The sequence below is a fragment of the Mediterranea sp. An20 genome (genome assembly GCF_002160055.1).
GTDB classification, from domain to species: domain Bacteria; phylum Bacteroidota; class Bacteroidia; order Bacteroidales; family Bacteroidaceae; genus Bacteroides; species Bacteroides avicola.
This window is the reverse complement of sequence record NZ_NFJV01000008.1, coordinates 104209-124238: the sequence shown is the minus strand read 5'-3', so window position 1 is coordinate 124238 and position 20030 is coordinate 104209. Positions and strand designations below refer to the sequence as shown.

15 protein-coding genes are annotated in these 20030 nt (G+C 50.4%); 10 read left to right on the top strand and 5 right to left on the bottom strand.

Annotation, left to right across the window (positions count from 1 at the left end; all coding sequences use genetic code 11):
* The first annotated feature begins 166 nt into the window (after positions 1–166).
* Positions 167–1162, top strand: coding sequence for a DUF5106 domain-containing protein (locus B5F34_RS06545; protein ID WP_239448839.1), 996 nt, complete (start codon positions 167–169; stop codon positions 1160–1162).
* A gap of 19 nt (positions 1163–1181) precedes the next feature.
* Here B5F34_RS06545 and B5F34_RS06540 read toward each other — a convergent pair whose 3' ends face one another.
* Positions 1182–3140: an ABC-F family ATP-binding cassette domain-containing protein gene (locus tag B5F34_RS06540; protein ID WP_087336316.1), complete on the bottom strand. Its 1959-nt coding sequence runs from the start codon at positions 3138–3140 to the stop codon at positions 1182–1184.
* A gap of 149 nt (positions 3141–3289) precedes the next feature.
* On the opposite strand from B5F34_RS06540, the gene trpS reads away from it, so the two are divergent.
* The 5 genes from trpS (at position 3290) to B5F34_RS06515 (ending at position 9833) form a co-directional block, all read left to right on the top strand.
* Positions 3290–4381: a tryptophan--tRNA ligase gene (gene trpS / locus B5F34_RS06535; protein ID WP_087336314.1), complete on the top strand. Its 1092-nt coding sequence runs from the start codon at positions 3290–3292 to the stop codon at positions 4379–4381.
* 28 nt (positions 4382–4409) lie between these two features.
* Complete coding sequence (locus B5F34_RS06530) at positions 4410–6443, top strand: M13 family metallopeptidase (RefSeq protein ID WP_087336312.1); 2034 nt, start codon at positions 4410–4412, stop codon at positions 6441–6443.
* Between the two features lie 158 nt (positions 6444–6601).
* The gene (locus B5F34_RS06525; RefSeq protein WP_087336310.1) at positions 6602–8758 is read left to right on the top strand and encodes a S41 family peptidase; all 2157 of its coding nucleotides are present in this window, start codon (positions 6602–6604) and stop codon (positions 8756–8758) included.
* Between the two features lie 181 nt (positions 8759–8939).
* Positions 8940–9524: a hypothetical protein gene (locus B5F34_RS06520; protein ID WP_087336308.1), complete on the top strand. Its 585-nt coding sequence runs from the start codon at positions 8940–8942 to the stop codon at positions 9522–9524.
* Between the two features lie 138 nt (positions 9525–9662).
* Positions 9663–9833 carry a 4Fe-4S binding protein gene (locus tag B5F34_RS06515; RefSeq protein ID WP_087336306.1) on the top strand — a complete coding sequence of 57 codons (171 nt, stop codon included), beginning with the start codon at positions 9663–9665 and terminating at the stop codon, positions 9831–9833.
* A gap of 107 nt (positions 9834–9940) precedes the next feature.
* On the opposite strand, the gene B5F34_RS06510 is transcribed toward B5F34_RS06515, so the two are convergent.
* A complete protein-coding gene (locus tag B5F34_RS06510) occupies positions 9941–10909 on the bottom strand; it encodes a FimB/Mfa2 family fimbrial subunit (protein ID WP_087336304.1) in 969 nt (322 codons plus the stop codon).
* Positions 10910–11485: 576 nt separating this feature from the next.
* On the opposite strand from B5F34_RS06510, the gene B5F34_RS06505 reads away from it, so the two are divergent.
* The 3 genes from B5F34_RS06505 (at position 11486) to B5F34_RS06495 (ending at position 14102) form a co-directional block, all read left to right on the top strand.
* Positions 11486–12610, top strand: coding sequence for a Fic family protein (locus tag B5F34_RS06505; RefSeq protein ID WP_087336356.1), 1125 nt, complete (start codon positions 11486–11488; stop codon positions 12608–12610).
* Between the two features lie 449 nt (positions 12611–13059).
* The gene (locus B5F34_RS06500; protein WP_162609296.1) at positions 13060–13206 is read left to right on the top strand and encodes a hypothetical protein; all 147 of its coding nucleotides are present in this window, start codon (positions 13060–13062) and stop codon (positions 13204–13206) included.
* Positions 13207–13502: 296 nt separating this feature from the next.
* Complete coding sequence (locus B5F34_RS06495; RefSeq protein ID WP_087336300.1) at positions 13503–14102, top strand: TetR/AcrR family transcriptional regulator; 600 nt, start codon at positions 13503–13505, stop codon at positions 14100–14102.
* A 14-nt stretch (positions 14103–14116) separates the two neighbouring features.
* Here B5F34_RS06495 and B5F34_RS06490 read toward each other — a convergent pair whose 3' ends face one another.
* From B5F34_RS06490 to B5F34_RS06480, 3 genes are read right to left on the bottom strand one after another with little or no spacing between them, the layout of a single operon-like run.
* Positions 14117–16669, bottom strand: a complete 2553-nt coding sequence (locus tag B5F34_RS06490; protein WP_162609295.1) for a carboxypeptidase-like regulatory domain-containing protein — start codon at positions 16667–16669, stop codon at positions 14117–14119.
* Between the two features lie 58 nt (positions 16670–16727).
* Positions 16728–17561, bottom strand: coding sequence for a GLPGLI family protein (locus B5F34_RS06485; RefSeq protein WP_087336295.1), 834 nt, complete (start codon positions 17559–17561; stop codon positions 16728–16730).
* A 14-nt stretch (positions 17562–17575) separates the two neighbouring features.
* On the bottom strand, positions 17576–18382 hold the full coding sequence (locus tag B5F34_RS06480) for a GLPGLI family protein (RefSeq protein WP_087336293.1): 807 nt from the start codon (positions 18380–18382) through the stop codon (positions 17576–17578).
* A gap of 611 nt (positions 18383–18993) precedes the next feature.
* Between B5F34_RS06480 and lepB the strand changes: the two genes are divergently transcribed.
* Positions 18994–19971 (top strand): signal peptidase I, encoded by a 978-nt coding sequence (gene lepB / locus B5F34_RS06475; RefSeq protein WP_087336354.1) that lies wholly within the window; start codon positions 18994–18996, stop codon positions 19969–19971.
* Positions 19972–20030 lie beyond the last annotated feature (59 nt).

Genomic DNA, 20030 nt, shown 5'->3' with positions numbered 1-20030 from the left:
TATATGATAGCTGCTGTTTGGTGGTGCGGCTGTGAAAGCGTAACACGGCCACTGTTACACTGTAAAATGCCTGTTGTTACAGTGTAAAAAGCCTGTTGTTACGGTGTAACATCGCGTAATGAGGCGGCTGTTACATCGGATGAACTGATTTAAACAATTTACTGGTATGAAAAAGGAAATGAATGTCTGGCAAAGATTACAGCGTAATCAGACTGCCTTTATCCTATTGGTGCTGTGCTGCTTGTTAGGGGGCTGTTCCGCGCGGGCAGGAGCACCGAAAAGTAAGGTGGAAACGGCAAATGCAGAGGCGGCTGCCGCCTCTCAGCAAAGGGTGGCTGTACAAGACGGCTTCCCCTTTCCGCAGATTCCTGCCGTGCTGACCTCACCCGAAGAGCGGCGCAGCTATCTGCTGGCACATTACTGGGATGAATACGACTTTGCTGATACTGTCCTGCTGCATAAGGCCGAAGTGACCGAGCAGGGACTGGTGAACTATATCGACTTGGTGGTTTCGCATCCCGATGCAGAAGAGGCAGTAGGGGCTGTGGATGCTTTCTGCCGGGCCGTGGCACTGTCGGACGAGGCGCGGAAGACGATGCCGACGTTGCTGGAGAAATATCTCTACGACCCCATGTCGCCCATGCGCAACGATATGCTCTATGTGCAGTTCCTGAACGGACTCCTGGCTCATGCTCCGGCTGCTGATGCGCGCCGCGACCGCTGGACTTTCTTGCGCGATTTGGCCGGGCGTAACAATCCGGGGCAGCGGGCAGAAGACTTTACTTTTTACCTGCCCGATGGAACCCGTCGTACGCTCTATGGCATGCCTTCGCAGAAATTGCTGCTGCTGTTTTTCTATGACCCGGAGTGTGAGAACTGCCATGCCACGCTGCTCGCGATGAAGTCCAGTGAAATCCTCGCCCAAGCCGTGCAGAGCGGACAGGTGGCGGTACTCGCCGTCTATACCGAAGGAAACCCGGAAGTCTGGCGTGCCCGTCTGGATGAGATGCCGCAGGATTGGACAGTAGGAACCGACCGTGAACTTATCAAGCGGAAATCATTGTATGATTTGAAAGCCATGCCCTCCCTTTATCTTCTTGATGCCTCGAAACAGGTGCTGATGAAGGATGCGTCGTTGGAGGAAATACTGGCGGGGCTTTGAGACGGCACTACACCGGGACTTACGACTTCTGTGCCTTGAGTCCGTCTAATTCGGTCGATGCCTGTTCCCATTGCTCCATGACTTCCTCCTGCTGCTTCTTCAGGCGGGCGTGTTTCTCGTAGAGGGTCGTGTCGGCGGCACCTTCGGGAGTCGTCATCTGTGTCTCTACGATGGCAATGGCTGCGTCCAGTTCTTCTATGCTCTGCTCGCATTCAGAAACCTGCTTCTCTAATTTTTTGATGCGGCGGTTCAGTTCTTTCTGGGCTTCCCAGTTGAGCTTCTCTTTCGTATCCTTGGGCTGTGTGGTGGGGGCTGCGGCTTTCTTCGGTTCCGTGCGGAACACATCATCGAAGCGGTCGGCGGTTTCCCCGCTGTTTTTGCTGCGCAGGAAGTCGTAGATGCCTCCCAAGTGCTCCTTCACCTCTCCACCTCCAAATTCGTAGACTTTTGTCACTAAGCCGTCCAGGAAGTCACGGTCGTGGCTCACCACGATGACTGTGCCTTCAAATGCGGCGATGGCCTCCTTCAGCACGTCTTTCGAACGCATGTCCAAGTGGTTGGTCGGCTCGTCGAGGATAAGAAAATTGGTGGGTTCCAGCAGGAGCTTGATCATGGCCAGACGGGTGCGCTCTCCTCCGCTGAGCACCTTTACTTTCTTTTCCGATGCCTCGCCGCCGAACATAAAGGCTCCGAGAATGTCGCGTATCTTCAGTCGTATGTCGCCCACGGCCACCCGGTCGATGGTGTCGAACACAGTCCTGCTCTCGTCCAGCAATTGTGCCTGGTTCTGGGCGAAATAGCCTATTTGCACATTGTGGCCCAAGGTCAGTCGTCCGGTGTAGTCTGTAATTTCGCCCAGTATGCACTTCACCAGCGTAGATTTTCCCTCTCCGTTTCGTCCCACGAAGGCTACTTTCTCTCCGCGGCGTATGGTGAGGTTCACGTGGCTGAAAACAATATGGTCGCCGTATGCCTTGCCTACCTCTTCGCAAATGACGGGATAGTTGCCCGAACGGCTGGCGCAGTTGAATGTAAGCCTGAGTGCCGAAGTGTCTTCTTCGTCCACCTCCACACGTTCCAGCTTTTCGAGTTGCTTGATGCGGCTCTGTACCTGCACGGCTTTGGTGGCTTTGTAGCGGAAACGTTCGATGAAGGCTTCCGTGTCTTCTATCTGTTTCTGCTGGTTTTCATAAGCGCGCAATTGTTGTTCCCTGCGTTCCTGTCGCAGTCGGACAAACTCGTCGTATTTTACCTTATAGTCATAGATGCGCCCGCAGGTAATCTCGATGGTGCGGGTGGTGACGTTGTTGAGGAAGGCCCGGTCGTGGCTGACCAGCACCACGGCGTTGGCTTTCGTGGCGAGGAACTGCTCCAGCCACTGTATGGACTCAATGTCCAAGTGGTTGGTCGGTTCGTCCAGCAAGAGCACGTCGGGTCTTTTCAACAGCAGCTTGGCAAGTTCTATGCGCATGCGCCATCCGCCGGAAAATTCGCTGGTGGGGCGGTCGAAGTCTGTCCGTTCAAATCCCAGTCCCTGCAAGGTGCGTTCTACTTCCGCCCGGTAGTTGTCTCCGCCCATCAGCAGGAAGCGGTCGTTTTCATGGGTAAACCGTTCGATGAGCTTCTGGTAGTCTTCGCTCTCGTAGTCGGTACGGTCGGCCAATTCCTGTTGCATCCGTGCCAGGGCATCTTTCTGTTCCTGTATGTGTGCAAATGCCAGTTCGGCTTCCTGCAACACCGTGCGTTCGTCGCTCAGCACCATGACTTGCGGCAGATAGCCGATGGTACAGTCGCGGGGCACGGCAACGGAACCTTCGGTGGGCTGTTGCAGTCCTGCCAGTATCTTCAGCATGGTCGATTTCCCGGCCCCGTTTTTCCCGACTAAGGCTATGCGGTCTTTCTTATTGATGACGTATGACACGCCTTCAAACAGGGGCGTGGCGTTGAACTCAACCTTGAGGTTTTCTACGGATATCATGTCTTTTGTCTCTTGTTTCAGAATTTACAGGCGCAAAGGTAGTGATTTTCCACCGAATGCCGTCCGCCGTAGCGATAAAACCCCTATCTTTGCGCCCGAAACAAACCGAATGTATCACATTAATATTAATAAGTACTGATAATACTGATATGAGTAAAGAAAAGATTATTCTCACCGGCGACCGTCCCACGGGCCGTTTGCACATCGGGCACTATGTGGGCTCTTTGCGTCGCCGCGTAGAATTGCAGAACGCGGGCGACTACAAGAAGATGTTCGTGTTCATAGCCGATGCCCAGGCTCTGACCGACAACATGGAGACACCCGAAAAGGTGCGCCAGAACGTGATAGAGGTAGCCCTGGATTACCTGGCCTGCGGACTCGACCCGGAGCGTTGTACGCTCTTCATCCAGTCGCAGATACCGGAGTTGTGCGAGCTGACTTTCTACTATATGGATTTGGTTACCGTGAGCCGCCTGCAGCGCAACCCTACGGTGAAGACCGAGATACAGATGCGCAATTTCGAGACCTCCATCCCCGTGGGCTTCTTCACTTATCCCATCAGCCAGGCAGCCGACATCACGGCTTTCAAGGCTACTACCGTGCCCGTGGGGGAAGACCAGGAACCTATGCTCGAACAGGCCCGCGAGATAGTGCGCCGCTTCAACCATATCTATGGCGAAACCCTGGTGGAACCCGAAATCCTGCTGCCCGACAATGCCGCCTGTCTGCGCCTGCCCGGCACCGACGGTAAGGCCAAGATGAGCAAGAGCTTGGGCAATTGCATCTACCTGAGCGATGACGCCGATACCGTAATGCAGAAAATCAAGACCATGTATACCGACCCCAACCATCTGCGTGTGCAGGACCCCGGCCAGGTAGAAGGGAATCCGGTGTTTACCTACCTGGATGCTTTCTGCCGTCCCGAACACTTCGGTCGTTACCTGCCCGACTATCCTAATCTGGACGAACTGAAGGCACATTATCGCCGCGGCGGTCTGGGCGATGTAAAGGTCAAGAAATTCCTCACTGCCATCATGCAGGAAACGCTGGAACCCATCCGTACACGGCGCAAGGAGTTTGAACAGGACATCCCTGCCATTTATGCCATGCTGAAAAAAGGATGTGAACAGGCCCGTGAGGCAGCTGCCCAGACGTTGGACGATGTGCGCCGGGCCATGAAGATAAACTACTTCGACGATGTGGAGCTGATAGCCGAGCAGAGCCGTAAATTCCATCAATGAACCAAGGACTTTTTAATATAATAGTTATATGAACGCAAAGCATTATCTTACCGTTGCAGCTGTCTGCCTGAGTATGGCAGCCTGCAACTCCGGCAAGACGGGAGCCCTGACTACGGGTATCGACCTTGCCAACTTAGACACCACCGCCCTGCCGGGTACTGACTTCTACCAGTATGCTTGTGGCGGCTGGATGAAAAACAATCCCATGCCTGCCGAATACTCGCAATACGGCTCGTTCACCATCCTGGCCGAGAACAACCGCAAACAAATGCAGGGACTCATTGAAGAACTCGCCAAGAGTCAGCACGAGCAGGGCAGCGTGGCACAGAAAGTGGGCGACCTCTATAAGATTGCCATGGACAGCGTGAAGCTGAACCAGGAAGGCATCAACCCCATCAAAGGCGAGATGGATGAAATCAATGGCTTGAAGGACAAGTCTGAACTCTACTCCCTGTTGCCTTCGCTGGCACGCCGCGGCGTGGGCTCGTACTTAGGCATTTATGTGGGGGCTGACGAGAAGAATGCCGCCATGAATGCCGTGCAGATTGGGCAGAGCGGTCTTTCGATGGGCGAACGCGATTACTACCTGGCCGATGACGAGGCTACCACGAAGATTCGCGAGGCTTTCAAGGCGCATGTCGTGAAGATGTTCCAGTTGGCTGGTTACGACGAGGCTACCGCCAACCGTGCCCGCGACATCGTAATGGATGTAGAGACGCGTTTGGCCAAGGCTTTCCGCAGCCGGGTGGAACTGCGCGACCCGCAGGCCAACTACAACAAGATGACGATGGACGAACTGAAGAAGCAGTATCCTACCTTTGACTGGGATGCTTACCTGGCTGGTTTCGGACTGAAGGACGTGCAGGAAATCATCATCGGACAGCCGGCCTCACTGGCTGCCGCTGCCAAGGAATTGGATACCCTGCCTTTGGAAGACCAGAAACTCTACCTGCAATGGAAGCTGATTGATGCCGCAGCTTCGTGCCTGAGCGACGAACTCAATGAGCAGAACTTCGACTTCTACAGCCGCACCATGTCTGGCGCACAGGAGATGCAGCCCCGATGGAAGCGTGCCGTGGGTACGGTAAGCGGTGTGCTGGGCGAAGCCGTAGGCCAGATGTACGTGGAGAAGTATTTCCCCGCTGCTGCCAAAGAGCGTATGGTGGCTTTGGTGAAGAACCTGCAGACTGCCTTGGGTGAGCGCATCCGGAACTTGGAGTGGATGAGCGACAGCACCAAGACCCGCGCCTTGGAGAAACTCGCTGCGTTCCGCGTGAAAATCGGCTATCCCGATAAGTGGAAAGACTACAGCAAACTGGAAATCAAAGACGATTCGTATTGGGCCAATATCGAGCGTGCCAGCCAGTGGGCTTACGATGATATGATGTCCAAGGCTGGCAAACCCGTCGACAGAGACGAGTGGCTGATGACGCCGCAGACCGTCAATGCCTACTATAATCCGACTACCAACGAAATCTGCTTCCCTGCCGGCATCCTGCAACCGCCTTTCTTCGATATGAATGCCGACGATGCCTTCAACTACGGTGCCATCGGTGTGGTAATCGGACACGAGATGACGCACGGATTCGACGACCAGGGACGTCAGTATGACAAAGACGGTAACCTGAAAGACTGGTGGACGGCCGAAGATGCCGAACGCTTCAACGAACGTGCTCAGGTGATGGTGAACTTCTTCGACAGCATCGAGGTGGCTCCGGGTGTACACGCCAACGGCAAGCAGACGCTGGGCGAAAACATTGCCGACTACGGCGGCTTGCAAGTAGCTTATCAGGCCTTCAAGAATGCCACGAAGGATGCTCCCTTGGCTACAGTGGACGGTCTGACTCCCGAACAGCGCTTCTTCCTGGCATACGCCGGTGTGTGGGCCAACAACGTCCGTCCCGAATATGTGCTTTACCTCACCAAGATGGATGTACACTCATTGGGCGAATGGCGTGTCAACGGTGCCTTGCCTCAGATTGATGCTTGGTATGACGCCTTTGGCATCAAGGAAGGCGACCCGATGTTCCTGCCCAAGGAAGAAAGAGTTGCCATCTGGTAAACTTTTGCGATAGGCCGAATAAACAGAAGCGGCTGTCTTCCAACCTTGTGTTGGGAGCAGCCGCTTCTTTATTTTTTTTCTTTTTTTTAACAGGGGGGGGGTAAAAATAAGAAGAAAAATGCTTAACTTTGAGGCGTTAATCCCAAAAACTTATTTTCATGAAAGCAACATCTTTCCGCACACTTTTCGTGGTGCTGCTGTCCGTCCTGTCTTTGGGGGCGGCGGCTCAAGACACTTTCCTTTGGCCCATTCAGGGCAAGACGGCGGGCGAAGACATCCTTTACCGCCCGCAAGAGTACATTGGCAGAGAGCAAAACACGGACAAATTATTCATAGCCGCGCCTTTGGGCACGGAGGTCGTGGCTCCGGCCGATGGAACGGTCGAGGTCTACGCCGTGGGCTATATTCCCCAGTTGCATCAGATTTCGTTAGGCCATCCTCGTGACGGGGTTGAAAACCATTTTGACGCGATGATTGCCGATTTTCTGGAGGAAGAAAAAGACCTTCCGGTTCCCTCGCAATACGTCTGCGGCTTCCTGACCATCCGCTTGAATGACGGACGCAAGCTGCATCTGGACGGGTTGAGGGGAAATGTGGTCTATAAGACGGGTATGGCCGTTCGTCGGGGTGACGTGCTGGGCACGGTGGGTTATTGCTATCGTGGCATCAAAGAGCCGCACATCAACCTGTCCCTGTCCGACACTCAGTCGAATCAGGACGACCCGATGAAACCTTTCGGATTGAGGTCTACCTTCATCCCCCCGAAGGAAACCAAGGCACCCGAAACACTGACTCGGGCGCAGGCGTTAGAGGACTTTGGCGTGTTGACGGCCTGCTTGCAGGAAGCCTATCCCAGCTTGTATGACGTAATCGGCAGGGATGAGTTTGCCGCCAACGACTCAACAGTACGTGCACGCCTGTCCGAGAAGGAAGAGATTTCCTACCGTGAGTTTTATTTCATCATCGAACGCTTCATGGGCTATCTGCACGATAGTCACCTTTCTATCAAGACTCCCGACCCCATAGATGTTTTTCGCGATGCCTACATCCCCAACCTGTGGCTTACCACGGAAGGCGATTCGACCTGGATTGACGGAACCCATCCGGCATACCGGCGTTATCAGGGCAGGCGCGTCACCGCTATTGATGGCGAGGAAATAAGCGCGCGCCTGGAACGCCTCGGCCGGGGCATATCGGGGGCGGACGGCGACAACCGGAACTGGATGGCCCACCGGTTTCTTAGTAATTGGGGTGTTTATTACGGCGACAGCCTGCTGTGGCCGCGTACCACAGTCGTGACGTTGGATGACGGGGAGACAGTGAAAGACGTGTGGAAGCCCGTCGCTCAATCTGAAATCTTCAGCCGGATGCTAATGATCGGGCAGGTGGATTACCATCAGCGCGATTCGCGCAATTACAATTTCCCCTATACGTTCAAGGTGCTCAACGATTCGGTGGGCTATTTCAGCCTTTCCTATTTCGACCTCAACGAAACGCAGATAGAACAGTTGAAAGACTCGCTGGCACCGTTGTTCCGCTTGCCCTACATGGTGGTGGATATGCGGTACAACGGGGGTGGTGACGGCAGGGTGATGCAGCAAATGCTGGCCTGGTTTCTCCAGGAACCGAGCCGCCCCTTGGGGTCGTATTTCCGCGTGACCAAGCCCGGCCCTTTCCGCAGCTTCGCCCATTGCACCAACTTTGACTCTACGATAGTGGTCTTCCCTGAAGCGCGCCGGGTGGAAGGCAAGGAAGGCTATATCTTCAATGACAGTGCGGTATCGCTTTTGCCGGACACGGCGTTCAATTACAAAGGCAGACTGTATGTGCTGACGGATGAGACTTCGATTTCTGCCGCCACGCTTTTCCCCGCCACGCTGGTGCGCAACCACCGGGCCGTCACCGTAGGGCGCGAGACCCGTTCCGGCTATCACTACATGACTGCCGTGAAGTTTGCCAACTTGTGTCTGCCTCATTCGTTCATCATGCTGCGCATTCCGCTGGTGCAGGTCGTCTTCGACCCGCTGGTTACGGAACGCACGCCGTGGAACCGCGGTCTGTTGCCCGACTATCCCGTGCCCGTCACCCGCCAGGAACTCTTGTATTCTCCCCGCGACACCATCTTGAACCATACCCTGCAGCTGATAGACGAAGGCAAGTATCTCGGTCCCGACCCTTTTCCGCAGCTTGCGGCAGAAGAAGAGGACAACGGCCTGCCCATGAAGGTTACTATTGTCGCAGTGGTGCTGCTGGTTGCCTACATCATCCTGCGGCTTACTTTATGGAGAAAACGCACAAGTAAGTGTGCCCAATGAAGTGATGCCAAACACAGAGACACAGAGTTATTTTCTCCTATTGTATGCGGCGAAGCCGCGGACTCTGTGCTCTCCCGTCATTTTCCCGACAGACGGTTACGGAACTTTGTGTCTCCGTGTCTCTGTGTTTGATATAAACTAAATCCTATGGATTACTTACAAATTTGAAAAAACAGTTTTTATGAAAGCAACATCTCTACGCACCCTTTTCGCGGTGCTGCTGTCTGTCCTGTCTTTGGGGGCGGCTGCCCAAAACACATTCCTTTGGCCCATTCAGGGCAAGAAGGCGGGCGAAGACATCCTTTACCGTCCGGGTGAGAACATTGGCGATGAGCCGAACTTCAACAACCTGGTCATTGCCGCACCTTTGGGCACGAAGGTGGTGGCTCCTGACGACTGCACGCTCGAGTTCTTCAGCGTGGGTTACTACATCGACCTGCTGCAATGCATAGCCAGTAGGCCGGCAGGGGCGGATGTATTTAACTTCGATACGATGATTGCCGCGCTCCAGGCAGAAGGAAACGTCACCGTTCCCGCGCAATATGTCTGTGGCAGGTTGGTCCTTCGCTTGAAAGACGGACGCAGGCTGTACCTGGACGGACTGAGGGGGGACATTGTTTATGATGAGGCGGGCATGAGTTTCCGCCGTGGCGACGTGCTGGGCACGGTGGGCTATGCCTATCGCAGCATCAAGGAGCCGCACATCTTTGTTATTCCGTCCGGCACCTGGGACCCCAAGGACCTGATGAAGCGTTTCGGGCTGTAGTCCGCCGGCGTGCCGACTTTATTTAGAAGGCGTACAAATTAAGTGTTTTTATTTCAATTCAAGTACAACGTAAGGAGAAAAGCCTTACATTTGCACCATCCAATTAGGACTAACAACAACTTTAAAATTAGAACAAAAATGGCTTACGTAATTAGTGACGACTGCATTGCTTGCGGAACTTGCATCGACGAGTGTCCGGTAGGCGCTATTTCTGAAGGTGATAAGTATTCAATTGACCCTGAAGCTTGCACTGAGTGCGGTACTTGCGCCAGTGTTTGCCCCTCTGAAGCAATTCATCCGGGAGAATAATTCGGCGGTACACCTTCGTTGGAGGAATAAAAAAGAGGCTGTCTCAAATCATACTGAGACGGCCTCTTTTCGTTGTTACGCAAACTGAATTTGCGCCTCTTTTCCGCTTATTGCAGCACCGGCACGTCTATTTCCTCGCTGTTTTCGTTCCAGTCGTCCACGGTAAAGTCACCCGAACCTTCTTCTTCCAGAATATCTCCGATGCTGACGGTCAGTGTCAGCAGGTCGTTGGCCTTCAACGGTTCTTTCAGTGTTTGGCTGAATCGTTTGGTATTTCCGTCTTGCAGGCTGATGATGAACTGCAATTGCGGATTGCCGTAGGAGGGGAATAACATCACCGTTCCGTTGCTCATCTGCAATCCGTCTGTGGAACGGACCAGCGGGAAAGCTACTGTGCACGATTCGCCGTGAGGTTCGGCCGTATAGGCATTCAGCTTTTCGGCTATGTTGGTCACGCGCACTTCTACGTTGGCGATGCCCGGGTCCATGACTTTGCCGTTTTTTTCCTTCATAATGACTTTCAGTCCGGCCACTACCCGTTTCAGGTTGGCATCCAAGTCTTCTTCGCCCACTTTGACGGTGCGTCGGGCATATACCAAATCGTACGTGGGGTAGTAGGTAGTATCTTCCGACATTTTCAGCAGCGTGAAGTCCTGTTCGGCCAGGTCTCCACCGATGGTATAGGCGGGGTCTCTCACTGCGGGGTAAGCATAGACAGGGTCTTCGTATTTGGGGGTGCCCCAGTAAATCATGTCGTATGCTCCGGTGGGCAGATATATCGACCGGTTGGCATCGCTGTCGTACAGATGTCCTTCTTCGACGAAGAAGTATCCATAGAACGGGCTAAGCTTCTGATTTACATAATTGCCGTAGTAGATAGACGTACCTTCTGTGCAAGGTGCCACACTCAGCACACCGGTGAAAGGCAGGTTGCCGTTGCGTGTCGTTACATTCATGTAGAGGGCGGGAGCTACCAGTTCGCCGTTCTCTTCCGGATAGCCCTGATTGATGGGCGCATCATCGTCGCAGCTTGTCGCTACAAAGGCAAGTGCTGCCAGAAACATTAATTTTTTCATTCTTTCTGATTTTTGGGGATTGTTAAATTCGTTCTTGTAATAGTCTCTTCAAACAAACACACAGAGACGTGAAGTCAGAGCGTTTTTTCATTTCATGATGTTTTCCTGAAATATGTTTGACTACTTATAGAACACTGCCGAAAGGGTTTTGTTCGGCAAAAGGTGATTTATTTTTATGTAAGTAATCAATCAAAATTAGTTTATATCAAACACAGAGACACAAAGTCCCGTAATGTCGGAAAAATGACGGGAGGGCACAGAGTCCGCGGCTTCGCCGCAACCGAAAGAGGTGAATGACTCTGTGACTCCGTGCCTCTGTGTTTAGTCTCACTTCATTCGGCACGTTTACTTACAGATTTACAGATTTTATGGGCTCATGCGGATAATAAGCCGCAAATCATGCGGATAATAAGTCGCAAAACCGTATATTTGCAGAAAACGGTGATGCTTAAGAGTCCGCGGCTTCGCCCGCTTACGTGAGAAAGGAAATTGACTCTGTGAGCCGTGGACAAGGAAACAAAAGCTCTGTATCTCCGTGCCTCTGTGTTAGTATCATTTAATTTTGTACATTTACGTATGTATATACATGAACATAAAGAATGGCCTTCCTTTTCGTGGAACAAGGAACTTGTCGGTGAAAAGCTGAACAAGGTAAACAAGGCCGTCGGCTATCTGATGGGACGCCTTAGTGTAATCGGCTTTAACGATAAGATGTCTGCCGTGGTTGAATCCATCTCTCATGACATCATTGCATCATCAGAAATGGAAGGAGTGAAATTGAACAGTGAACAGGTACGCTCATCGGTAGCCCGCAAACTTGGAGTGCAACTGCTGAATCCAACCGAATCCTCACGCTATATAGACGGAGTTGTGGAAATGGCACTTGACGCAACTGTCAATTTCAACAGTCCGCTTACTCATGAAAGGCTTTTCGGCTGGCACAGCTGCCTGTTTCCTACCGGATGGAGCGGTCCAACGAAAATAGATGTGGCCCGATACCGCAGTGGAGAGATGAAAGTCGTTTCAGGAATGTTCGGTCGGGAAAAGGTACATTACGTAGCGCCTGCTCCTGAAAAAATAGACGAAGAAATGAATCGGTATCTGGACTGGTTCAATTCAGATACACATAACGGCTATGTAAAATCGGCGATAGCCCATTTGTGGTTTGTTTGCATCCATCCTTTCGATGACGGAAACGGACGAATCGGACGGGCCATCGCTGATATGGCACTTTCACAAGCTGAGAACTCAAAGATGCGTTTCTTCAGTATCTCCCATCAGATTAGTAAGGATAAGAAACAATATTACGACATATTGGAGAAAACACAAAAGGGAGATTGCGAGATTACAGCATGGATTATCTGGTATCTTGACAGCCTGCTCCGCTCCGTCGAACAATCCGATGAAACCTTGTCGAGGGTTCTTAATAAGGCCATATTCTGGCAAACCCATGCCGAAACAGTTCTGTCCGAACGACAACGCGAAGTTTTGAATCTGTATTTAGACGGTTATCCCGGCAAGCTGACGGCCAAGAACTGGGCAAAACGTGTAAAGGTGTCACCCGATACAGCAGCACGCGATATAAAAGACCTGGTAGAGAAAGGCATTCTGATACCTCAGCAGGGACGGGTTCGTGACGTTTTTTATGGAATACAGTGCAGTGACTCAATCCTTGTCGTTCCCCTGCCTGAAGATTTATAACACAGAGACACAAAGCTCCGTAACTGTCTGTCGGAAAAATGACGGGAGGGCACAGAGTCCGCGGCTTTGCTGCAACCGAGAGAGGGAGAATGACTCTGTGACTCCGTGCCTCTGTGTTTAGTGTCACTTCATTGGGCATCCAGCCTTTGGGCTTTTCTTCTTTTTACTACTCATATACGCTGCCTTATTCTGATGCCACCGGCCAGAAAGACTTTCACTGATTCCTGCTTATAGCTTGGAAGCAGATGCCTTGTCGCTTGGGAGCCGGCTCCTTAGGGCTTGGAAGCACAGCCGTTCTTCGTGAAGGTTGTGAAAGATGCGTGAAGGAAGTATCTTTCACAGCAAGTGGCTGACAGCTATGTAGTTGGAGTAGCGTGAAGGCGTGAAGGCAGTTGGGGAGAAAAGAAACTGTGGAAGGGGTGAAACTCGGTTTATACGGTCGGGAACAGATGAATGCACAGAAAATGTATCTTGGATGTTCCTGGAAAATTGAAAGTCATATCCGTATTGCCCGCTCTGAGGATGAGGCTGCTCAAATGAAGGTTTACGGCGCTCAAATAGAGGTTTACGGTGCTCAAATAAAGGTTTACAGTTAAGTAAATGTGCAAAATTAAATGATATTAAACACAGAGTCACGGAGACACAGAGTTTTTGTTTTCTTGTCCATAGCTCACAGAGTTAATTTCCCTTCTCCCGTATGCGGCGAAGCCGCGGACTCTGTGCCCTCCCGTCATTTTTCCCGACAGACAGTTACAGAACTTTGTGTCTCTGTGTCTCTGTGTTTGATATAAACTGATTCTGATTGATTACTTAAATATGGAGATTTATATCTAAATTTGCAGAGAATTCAAGCATGTCTTTTTTGTATCTCATTTCTGATTGATTATACATTATGGGTAAAGGAGAAACCAATCGGCAGAAAATACTCACAGAGGCATTCCGGCTATTTGCTACCATGCCATACGACCGCGTGTCTTTCAGTGTCATGGAAAAAGAAATCGGCATAAGCCGCGGCTCCATGGTCTATTATTTCGGTAACAAGGAAGGGCTGTTCAGAGAGGTGGTTCATACGTTCGTCTATGGAGCGTCCTCGGTAAAAGCAGTGCCGGATGCCTATAAATTATCTCTTTGTTCGTTTTATAATTATTTTGTCGAAACGCTGAAGCGTGAACAGGAAAGAAAGGCCGGCATGGGTATTGTCAACGTCAATGAGGCGCTGATGCGTATTGAAAACTCAGCCTTGACTTATATTCCCCATTTCAAGGAGCAAACCATGCAATGGTACGAGGAAGAGCTGCAAATCTGGCAATCTGTTATTGAGAATGCGATTTCTACCGGAGAAATCAGAAACCGGATTGATGCCGTTACCGTTAGTTGTCTTTATGAAGATTGCTATCTGGGTAGGGCGTTTAAGGGGGTATTTACCGATAACGGATACGACATAGACGGGCTGAAACAAACTTATGACCATATATATGCGCTTCTTAAATGAGCCATTCTTCCCCGTCACTTTTTAAGGTATATTGAAATCAGGAATTCACGCCCACGGAGTTTGCTTGAACGCTCATACTGCGATACGGTCCCATACGAGGTATAGCTATACTCCTTTCTGTTGAGTAAGTTTGTAGCTGAAGCAGATACCTCCATGCGTTTGCTGATGTTGAACGTCAGTTTGGTGTCCAGCATAAACATCTCCTTATAGCGTCCCGCCTCAATCTGATTGCGGTAATATTCGCCTCCGGTTGTCCAGGTTATCAAAGAGCAGGGCGTGAGCGTCACACTTCCCGAATAGATGTAATTATTGGAATTGCGATCCGGCATATCTGAAATTTTCAGCCGGGATTTATCCCATGTAAACCGGAAGTTCCAGTTCAGGCAGGTGGATATGTTTCCGTTTATGGAAGGCGACAGGGAGAAAGAATCATGGCGGTAATCGGTAGGCAGTCCTTGAGACAACAGACAGTTTTCCATTCTGCTGTAGATTCCTTTCAAACCGATGGCACCTCGCATGAAATCAAGGGTCTTGCTTGCGTTGAAAAAAGCCATCGCATTGCGCGAGTCCGACGGTTGTGACTGATAGGAGTGGAACACATAATCACCGACCACGTTCTGCACCGTTCCGAACTTGGATTTATTCCATCCGTAGCTGCCCATGGCCATCACGAATATCCCGCTTGGAGCATTCCGATAGCTGTAGGTAGCGGAAAGAGACTGTCCGGACGAGGTGTAGTAATCATCCACTCCGGCACTGAACGATCGGTAATCGGTAAGTATGGAAGAATCGTGGATATCATGCAAAGAGGCGGGAGAACGCCGGGCGCTTCCACGCAAAGTGAGCGACATTCGGGGCGTAAGGCGGAACCTTGCCGCCAACGAAGGAGACAGGAAGAACTCCGTGCGGTTGCCCATGGCTCCGGAGAAGAAATAGGAATACAGGTTGACCGGAAGATTCAACGTGAGTTCCAGTTTCTTGTAGCTCCATTCGAATTTGGGAGAGGCGAAAACGCGTAAATAATCGGTAGTTAATGCTTCAGTCTCTGTTACATCCATCCTATCCACCCCAAACAGGTTGGTATCCAGATTCCTAAAATATCCGGACACACCGGCTTCCAAAGACAGGAGCACCTTGTTGAATACAAAGCCCAACGAGGCTCTCTCATCCGTGTAGAAAGCATGTTGCTTTATCTTTTGTCCGTAATCCTGCCCTTCATGGGTGACGGTCAGCTTCTCGGGCAGGGAGTTCCATTCGTTACGGCTGGTGAAGGTGACCAGTTTGTTGTTGCCGAAACGCTTGATGACTTTCAACAGATTACTCACCGCATATTCCGGCATCCAGGCCGACTGGGTGTTGGGCAACGACCCTGTGGTGTTCAGCGTCAAATCATTCCATGAAAAATCAGCCGACAAGGTGTTGTTAAGGAAATAGGTCTTTTCATTGATTTCGTATGAAAACTTCCCAGCCACCGCATTGCGGTGCGAGAGTGAGCTCTTGTCTTCGAGAACGATTTGGTCCCCGGACTCCAGGAAATAGGTCGTCGTACTTGCTCCCTGCGCAGAGACACGGTCATTGAGATAGTCTATCTGGGCTTTAAACTCGCCTCCGTTTTTTGTTTTGAGGAGGTGGCTGGAAGACACCATCCACGAACGGTTGAAGTAACTCCTGTTCCGTTGCAAGTTGGGGGTAGCTGGAGTGGACAAAGCTATATACCCGTCTAATTCCTCATCCGATTTATCAGAAGTGAAGTCCAAAAGCTCATCGGAGAGGTTCAGCCCGGTGTTGTTTCCTTTCAGCGTAGTTATCATCTGGTACTTCCCCGTGACCATCATGGTAAAGATGTCCCCTTGCCAGAGCGCACCTTGCGGCTGTTCAGACCAGCCGCCACCCAATGTCCCGTGAACAAGAAAAGTCGCTTTTGCGCTGTTCTTCATCTTCAGGTTGATAGCTGCCTGGTCTGAGAAACTCAGTCCGCGGAGCACCTGCATGGGCTGATGGTTCTCCATGACCTCCACGGCACCGATGTCATCGTAAGCGATACCGTTTGTTGCGATGCCGTATTTCCCGCCCAAGAGGTCGTTGCCCTCGATGTAGAACTTATTGATGTCTATGCCTTGATATTGAATTTTCCCATTGTTGGCCACGTCAATGCCGGGCATACGTTTCAACACATCACCTATGCTCCGGTCTTGCTTTTGGGCAAAGCTGCCCACATTATAGGTTATCGTGTCCCCGCTCTCCCGGATACGGTCGGCCTTGACGGTTACCTCCTGCAATTGGAAAGCCCCTTCTTCCATCCTTATTACGAGAGGATTGCCATCAAGCACCAAGGGGGTGGAATAGGTACGGTATCCCATTATGGTGACATGAATGGTAAGATTTTCACTTGTCGAGGGCGGCATGATGGAGAACTGCCCGTTGGCATCACTCACTCCGTAGGCCAATAACTTCCCTTCAGCGTTTTTCAAAAGGACATTGGCACCCGCTATCGGAGATTGGTCGGAAGCCTGGACGACAGTACCGGTAACTGGATTACCCGCAAAGCAGTCCAGCCATATTGTCATTGCTAATAGGATTGTTAATAGTAGCCTCATATCAAAATGGTTTGTTTTTTATTTCCGTTTACTTATGCGGATAGTCTCTTTCTTGATAATCATATTGTGAGACATAAGGAGCTTTTTGCGAGCCATTGCCATGCAAGGCACTCATTTTGAATGCGAAATCGCCCTGAATATATTCTTTATACATTTTCTGGAGATATGCTTGTCTGGATTTTAATTTATAAGGTTTACCACTAATATTATATAGTCTTATACCCACAGGAAGCAGATTTTTGGTGTAAAGTCCGACTGCCTTGTAGGCATAATGCTTTTTACTATCCCATGCTTCCAAGACAAGACCGGGCAACCCGAACAGTTTCCAAGGCCCTTCATTGATAGGTATGTCGGTTGAAAACCATGCACACCATGTGCGTCCTCTAAAATCGCACGTGGCAAGCTGACAGCTATACCCCAAGAGTTCTTTCGTTTCCGACTGAATTTGCCATACGGGCATTTCCGTGGGTTCCGTGTACGAATAGGCTTCACCTCCCATCTTTCGGTAAACCATCGTTTCACCATCGTTGATATTGCGAAACAGGTATTCACATTCCATACCTCCCAGCGGCTTGTATTCTATCTGACCGGGTGGATTCATTTCCCTGTGGAGTTTCTCATGAAGCTCAAAGTTCGTTTGCAATAGTGAATCTACCCACATCCTTTTAGGAGGGTAAAACATAGCTGAAGTCTTACCAACCCTCAAAGTTATAGGGTCTGTATAACTCCGGTTTTCCAACGTGTCCGCTACCGAAGTTTTCATATAATGTACTTCCAAAATGGCGGGTTCCTTGTCTTCTATTATCTGTGCCATCACATTTGATGTCACGAAAAGTAATACAAACAAACTGACGTATCTCATGGCTGCTTCCTCCTTTATTGTTTGAAATCAGGTTCTAACCCATCTAAATAACGGGTATCATTCTTATTTTCCGGAACATTTGTCCCCATTTCCGCATTAAAAATCCGCGTGAGGTTTTTCCGATATTGATAATCCTTCCGCAGGAATGAAATCCGGTCAGTCTTTTTCCCCTCGTCCAGCCAATCCTTTTTGGGGTCTGGATTGGAGGTCAGTCCCTCCAGATGGAAGGAAAACAAATTGTCCCTGTCGTATGCTTCGAGAATAAGCCCGGGGAGACCGCAGAACACCCAAGGCCCGTCGCTAAAGGGAATGTCGGGCGAGAACCAAACCGTCCATTCCCTGCCATGATAACAACAAGTGGCTTTGTAGGCTTCAAAGCCATTGATATTCTTTGTGGAATCACACAGCTGCCAATGGAACTCACTCTTGAAGGTGTCATATTCATAAATATCTTGGTCGATGACATCCTTTATACGCAGGGTGTCAGACGCATAACGTTTGGTTACCATAAACGTGCTGCGTTTATAAGGAAAAGAAGTCGCATTGGTGCCATCCTTCGCGATGGCGGCCGAGAAGAGTTGTCCCCAAACGGCCCGTCCATTGGGCGTGTTCCACAGGGAATCTGAGTAATATGTATGATAACTGAAACAGAAAGATCCTTTTTCTGCTATTTCCAGATACAGAATGTCTTTTTCTATGATTGAATTGATACTGTCTTTCGTATATTCAAAATCATAGATGGCCCTATAGTTTGCACCGATGGCATTAAATCCAAAAAAAAGTGCCATCATGATTGTAATCAATCGTTTTTTTGTTTTCATATGATTAGGAATTATAAGAAATCTTTCTTATCTGTTTTTCGGTTATGCACCTTTGTGGTATGGTTCACTGGTATTATCAGCATTGGTCTTGTGAAGTACCTACAATGAATTCCACTGCAAAGATAGAGATATTTTATATTAGTTGTTATATGATGGTTGATGTTTTTGTTACTGCATACAATGTTTTATAGTCAAATCTATTCGGTTGTTTGATTTTTAAATGTTTTATATATAATTGAATACGTATAAGTAGTATTTGACGGATGTAGGGCTTTAATCTAACGATTGTTTATAACGAGTGTTCTATTCGGTGGGGATAACTTAATTTTCCTCAACTCCTTTCGATGAGGAAATGCTTATGATAACCTCCTGTAACTTCGGCTTCCCTTCGGGGGGGAGATTGGTAAGGAATCCGAATTTTCTTGCCAAATCATCTGTCACATATAACAGATATTCGTAACTTTGTCCGCTGGAAACATTGGACCGATTGTTTACATGTTGCAGTGGGTACTGTATGTGCCAGATTCATGTTACATAAGTGCCTGCCTACCTGATGGGCGGTACTGGTTATGTTTGGCTGAAAGATTAAGGTAGAAGTGAATGCCGGAAAAATGAATAATCTGGTGAAGAAAATATGGAATATCAGATGCAAGCAGGAGCTTCCCGCTGGTGATGTCCCTGCTGACGGAGGCTGTCGTCGTCCGAAGTGGGTACGTTGTATCCTTTGGTGCCTGGACCGCCTGGTCGATGTGTGTTTTTGGCTCTGCCTGCTGGTGATAGCATACGTCGTGTTGCAACTGTTTGTTTTGACCTCTTTCCGGATACCTTCCAAATCCATGATACCTACGCTGGTGCCGGGCGACCGCATCCTGGTGGATAAACTGTCGGGGGGCGCGCGTCTGTTCAATGTGTTCGATGCGCTGGAAAAGAAAGATATCAGCATCTGGCGTATGCCGGGCTGGCGGGACTTCCAACGGGGCGATGTGTTGGTGTTCAACTTCCCCTACGGGGTAGCCGGGCGTTGGGACAGCATTGCGTTCGATGTAATGAAGTATTACGTCAAGCGCTGCATTGCCGTGCCGGGCGATACGGTAGAGATTCGCGGAGGTTTCTACCACATTCCCGGCGTGGAGGAACCGTTGGGAAACCAGGTGGCGCAGGCGGAGATTGCCCAATTGCCGGATAGCGGCGTACGAGGCGTGCAGATGGAAACTTATCCGTGGGACAGGAAACTGGGTTGGACGGTGAAGAACTTCGGGCCTCTGGCAGTGCCCCGGAAGGGTCAGACTGTAAGGATGGACAGCACAACGTGTCGCCTTTACCGCACTTTGGTAAGCTGGGAGCAGAAGAAACAGTTACATACAGATAGTACGGGGCAGGTCCGGTTGGGTGACAGCCTGATTACCCATTACACATTTCGGGAGAACTATTACTTTGTGGCAGGCGACAGAGCCATGAACTCGCAGGATTCGCGTTACTGGGGACTGCTGCCCGAGCCTTACATCGTGGGTCGTGCCCGATGGGTGTGGAAGTCGGTAGACCGTAACGGCAAAGTCAGATGGGAGAGGGTAATGAAACGGGTGAAGTAGCGGCAGGTGCCTGCCGGAAAAGGATATACCGGTAAGCACCCGCCTGGTACGACGCTTGT

Excerpts from the sequence above, each read along its gene's own strand:
- B5F34_RS06545 (WP_239448839.1), top strand. The coding sequence starts at position 167 with ATGAAAAAGGAAATGAATGTCTGGCAAAGATTACAGCGTAATCAGACT.
- B5F34_RS06540 (WP_087336316.1), bottom strand. The coding sequence starts at position 3,140 with ATGATATCCGTAGAAAACCTCAAGGTTGAGTTCAACGCCACGCCCCTG.
- trpS (WP_087336314.1), top strand. The coding sequence starts at position 3,290 with ATGAGTAAAGAAAAGATTATTCTCACCGGCGACCGTCCCACGGGCCGT.
- B5F34_RS06530 (WP_087336312.1), top strand. The coding sequence starts at position 4,410 with ATGAACGCAAAGCATTATCTTACCGTTGCAGCTGTCTGCCTGAGTATG.
- B5F34_RS06525 (WP_087336310.1), top strand. The coding sequence starts at position 6,602 with ATGAAAGCAACATCTTTCCGCACACTTTTCGTGGTGCTGCTGTCCGTC.
- B5F34_RS06520 (WP_087336308.1), top strand. The coding sequence starts at position 8,940 with ATGAAAGCAACATCTCTACGCACCCTTTTCGCGGTGCTGCTGTCTGTC.
- B5F34_RS06515 (WP_087336306.1), top strand. The coding sequence starts at position 9,663 with ATGGCTTACGTAATTAGTGACGACTGCATTGCTTGCGGAACTTGCATC.
- B5F34_RS06510 (WP_087336304.1), bottom strand. The coding sequence starts at position 10,909 with ATGAAAAAATTAATGTTTCTGGCAGCACTTGCCTTTGTAGCGACAAGC.
- B5F34_RS06505 (WP_087336356.1), top strand. The coding sequence starts at position 11,486 with ATGTATATACATGAACATAAAGAATGGCCTTCCTTTTCGTGGAACAAG.
- B5F34_RS06500 (WP_162609296.1), top strand. The coding sequence starts at position 13,060 with ATGAATGCACAGAAAATGTATCTTGGATGTTCCTGGAAAATTGAAAGT.
- B5F34_RS06495 (WP_087336300.1), top strand. The coding sequence starts at position 13,503 with ATGGGTAAAGGAGAAACCAATCGGCAGAAAATACTCACAGAGGCATTC.
- B5F34_RS06490 (WP_162609295.1), bottom strand. The coding sequence starts at position 16,669 with ATGACAATATGGCTGGACTGCTTTGCGGGTAATCCAGTTACCGGTACT.
- B5F34_RS06485 (WP_087336295.1), bottom strand. The coding sequence starts at position 17,561 with ATGAGATACGTCAGTTTGTTTGTATTACTTTTCGTGACATCAAATGTG.
- B5F34_RS06480 (WP_087336293.1), bottom strand. The coding sequence starts at position 18,382 with ATGAAAACAAAAAAACGATTGATTACAATCATGATGGCACTTTTTTTT.
- lepB (WP_087336354.1), top strand. The coding sequence starts at position 18,994 with ATGAATAATCTGGTGAAGAAAATATGGAATATCAGATGCAAGCAGGAG.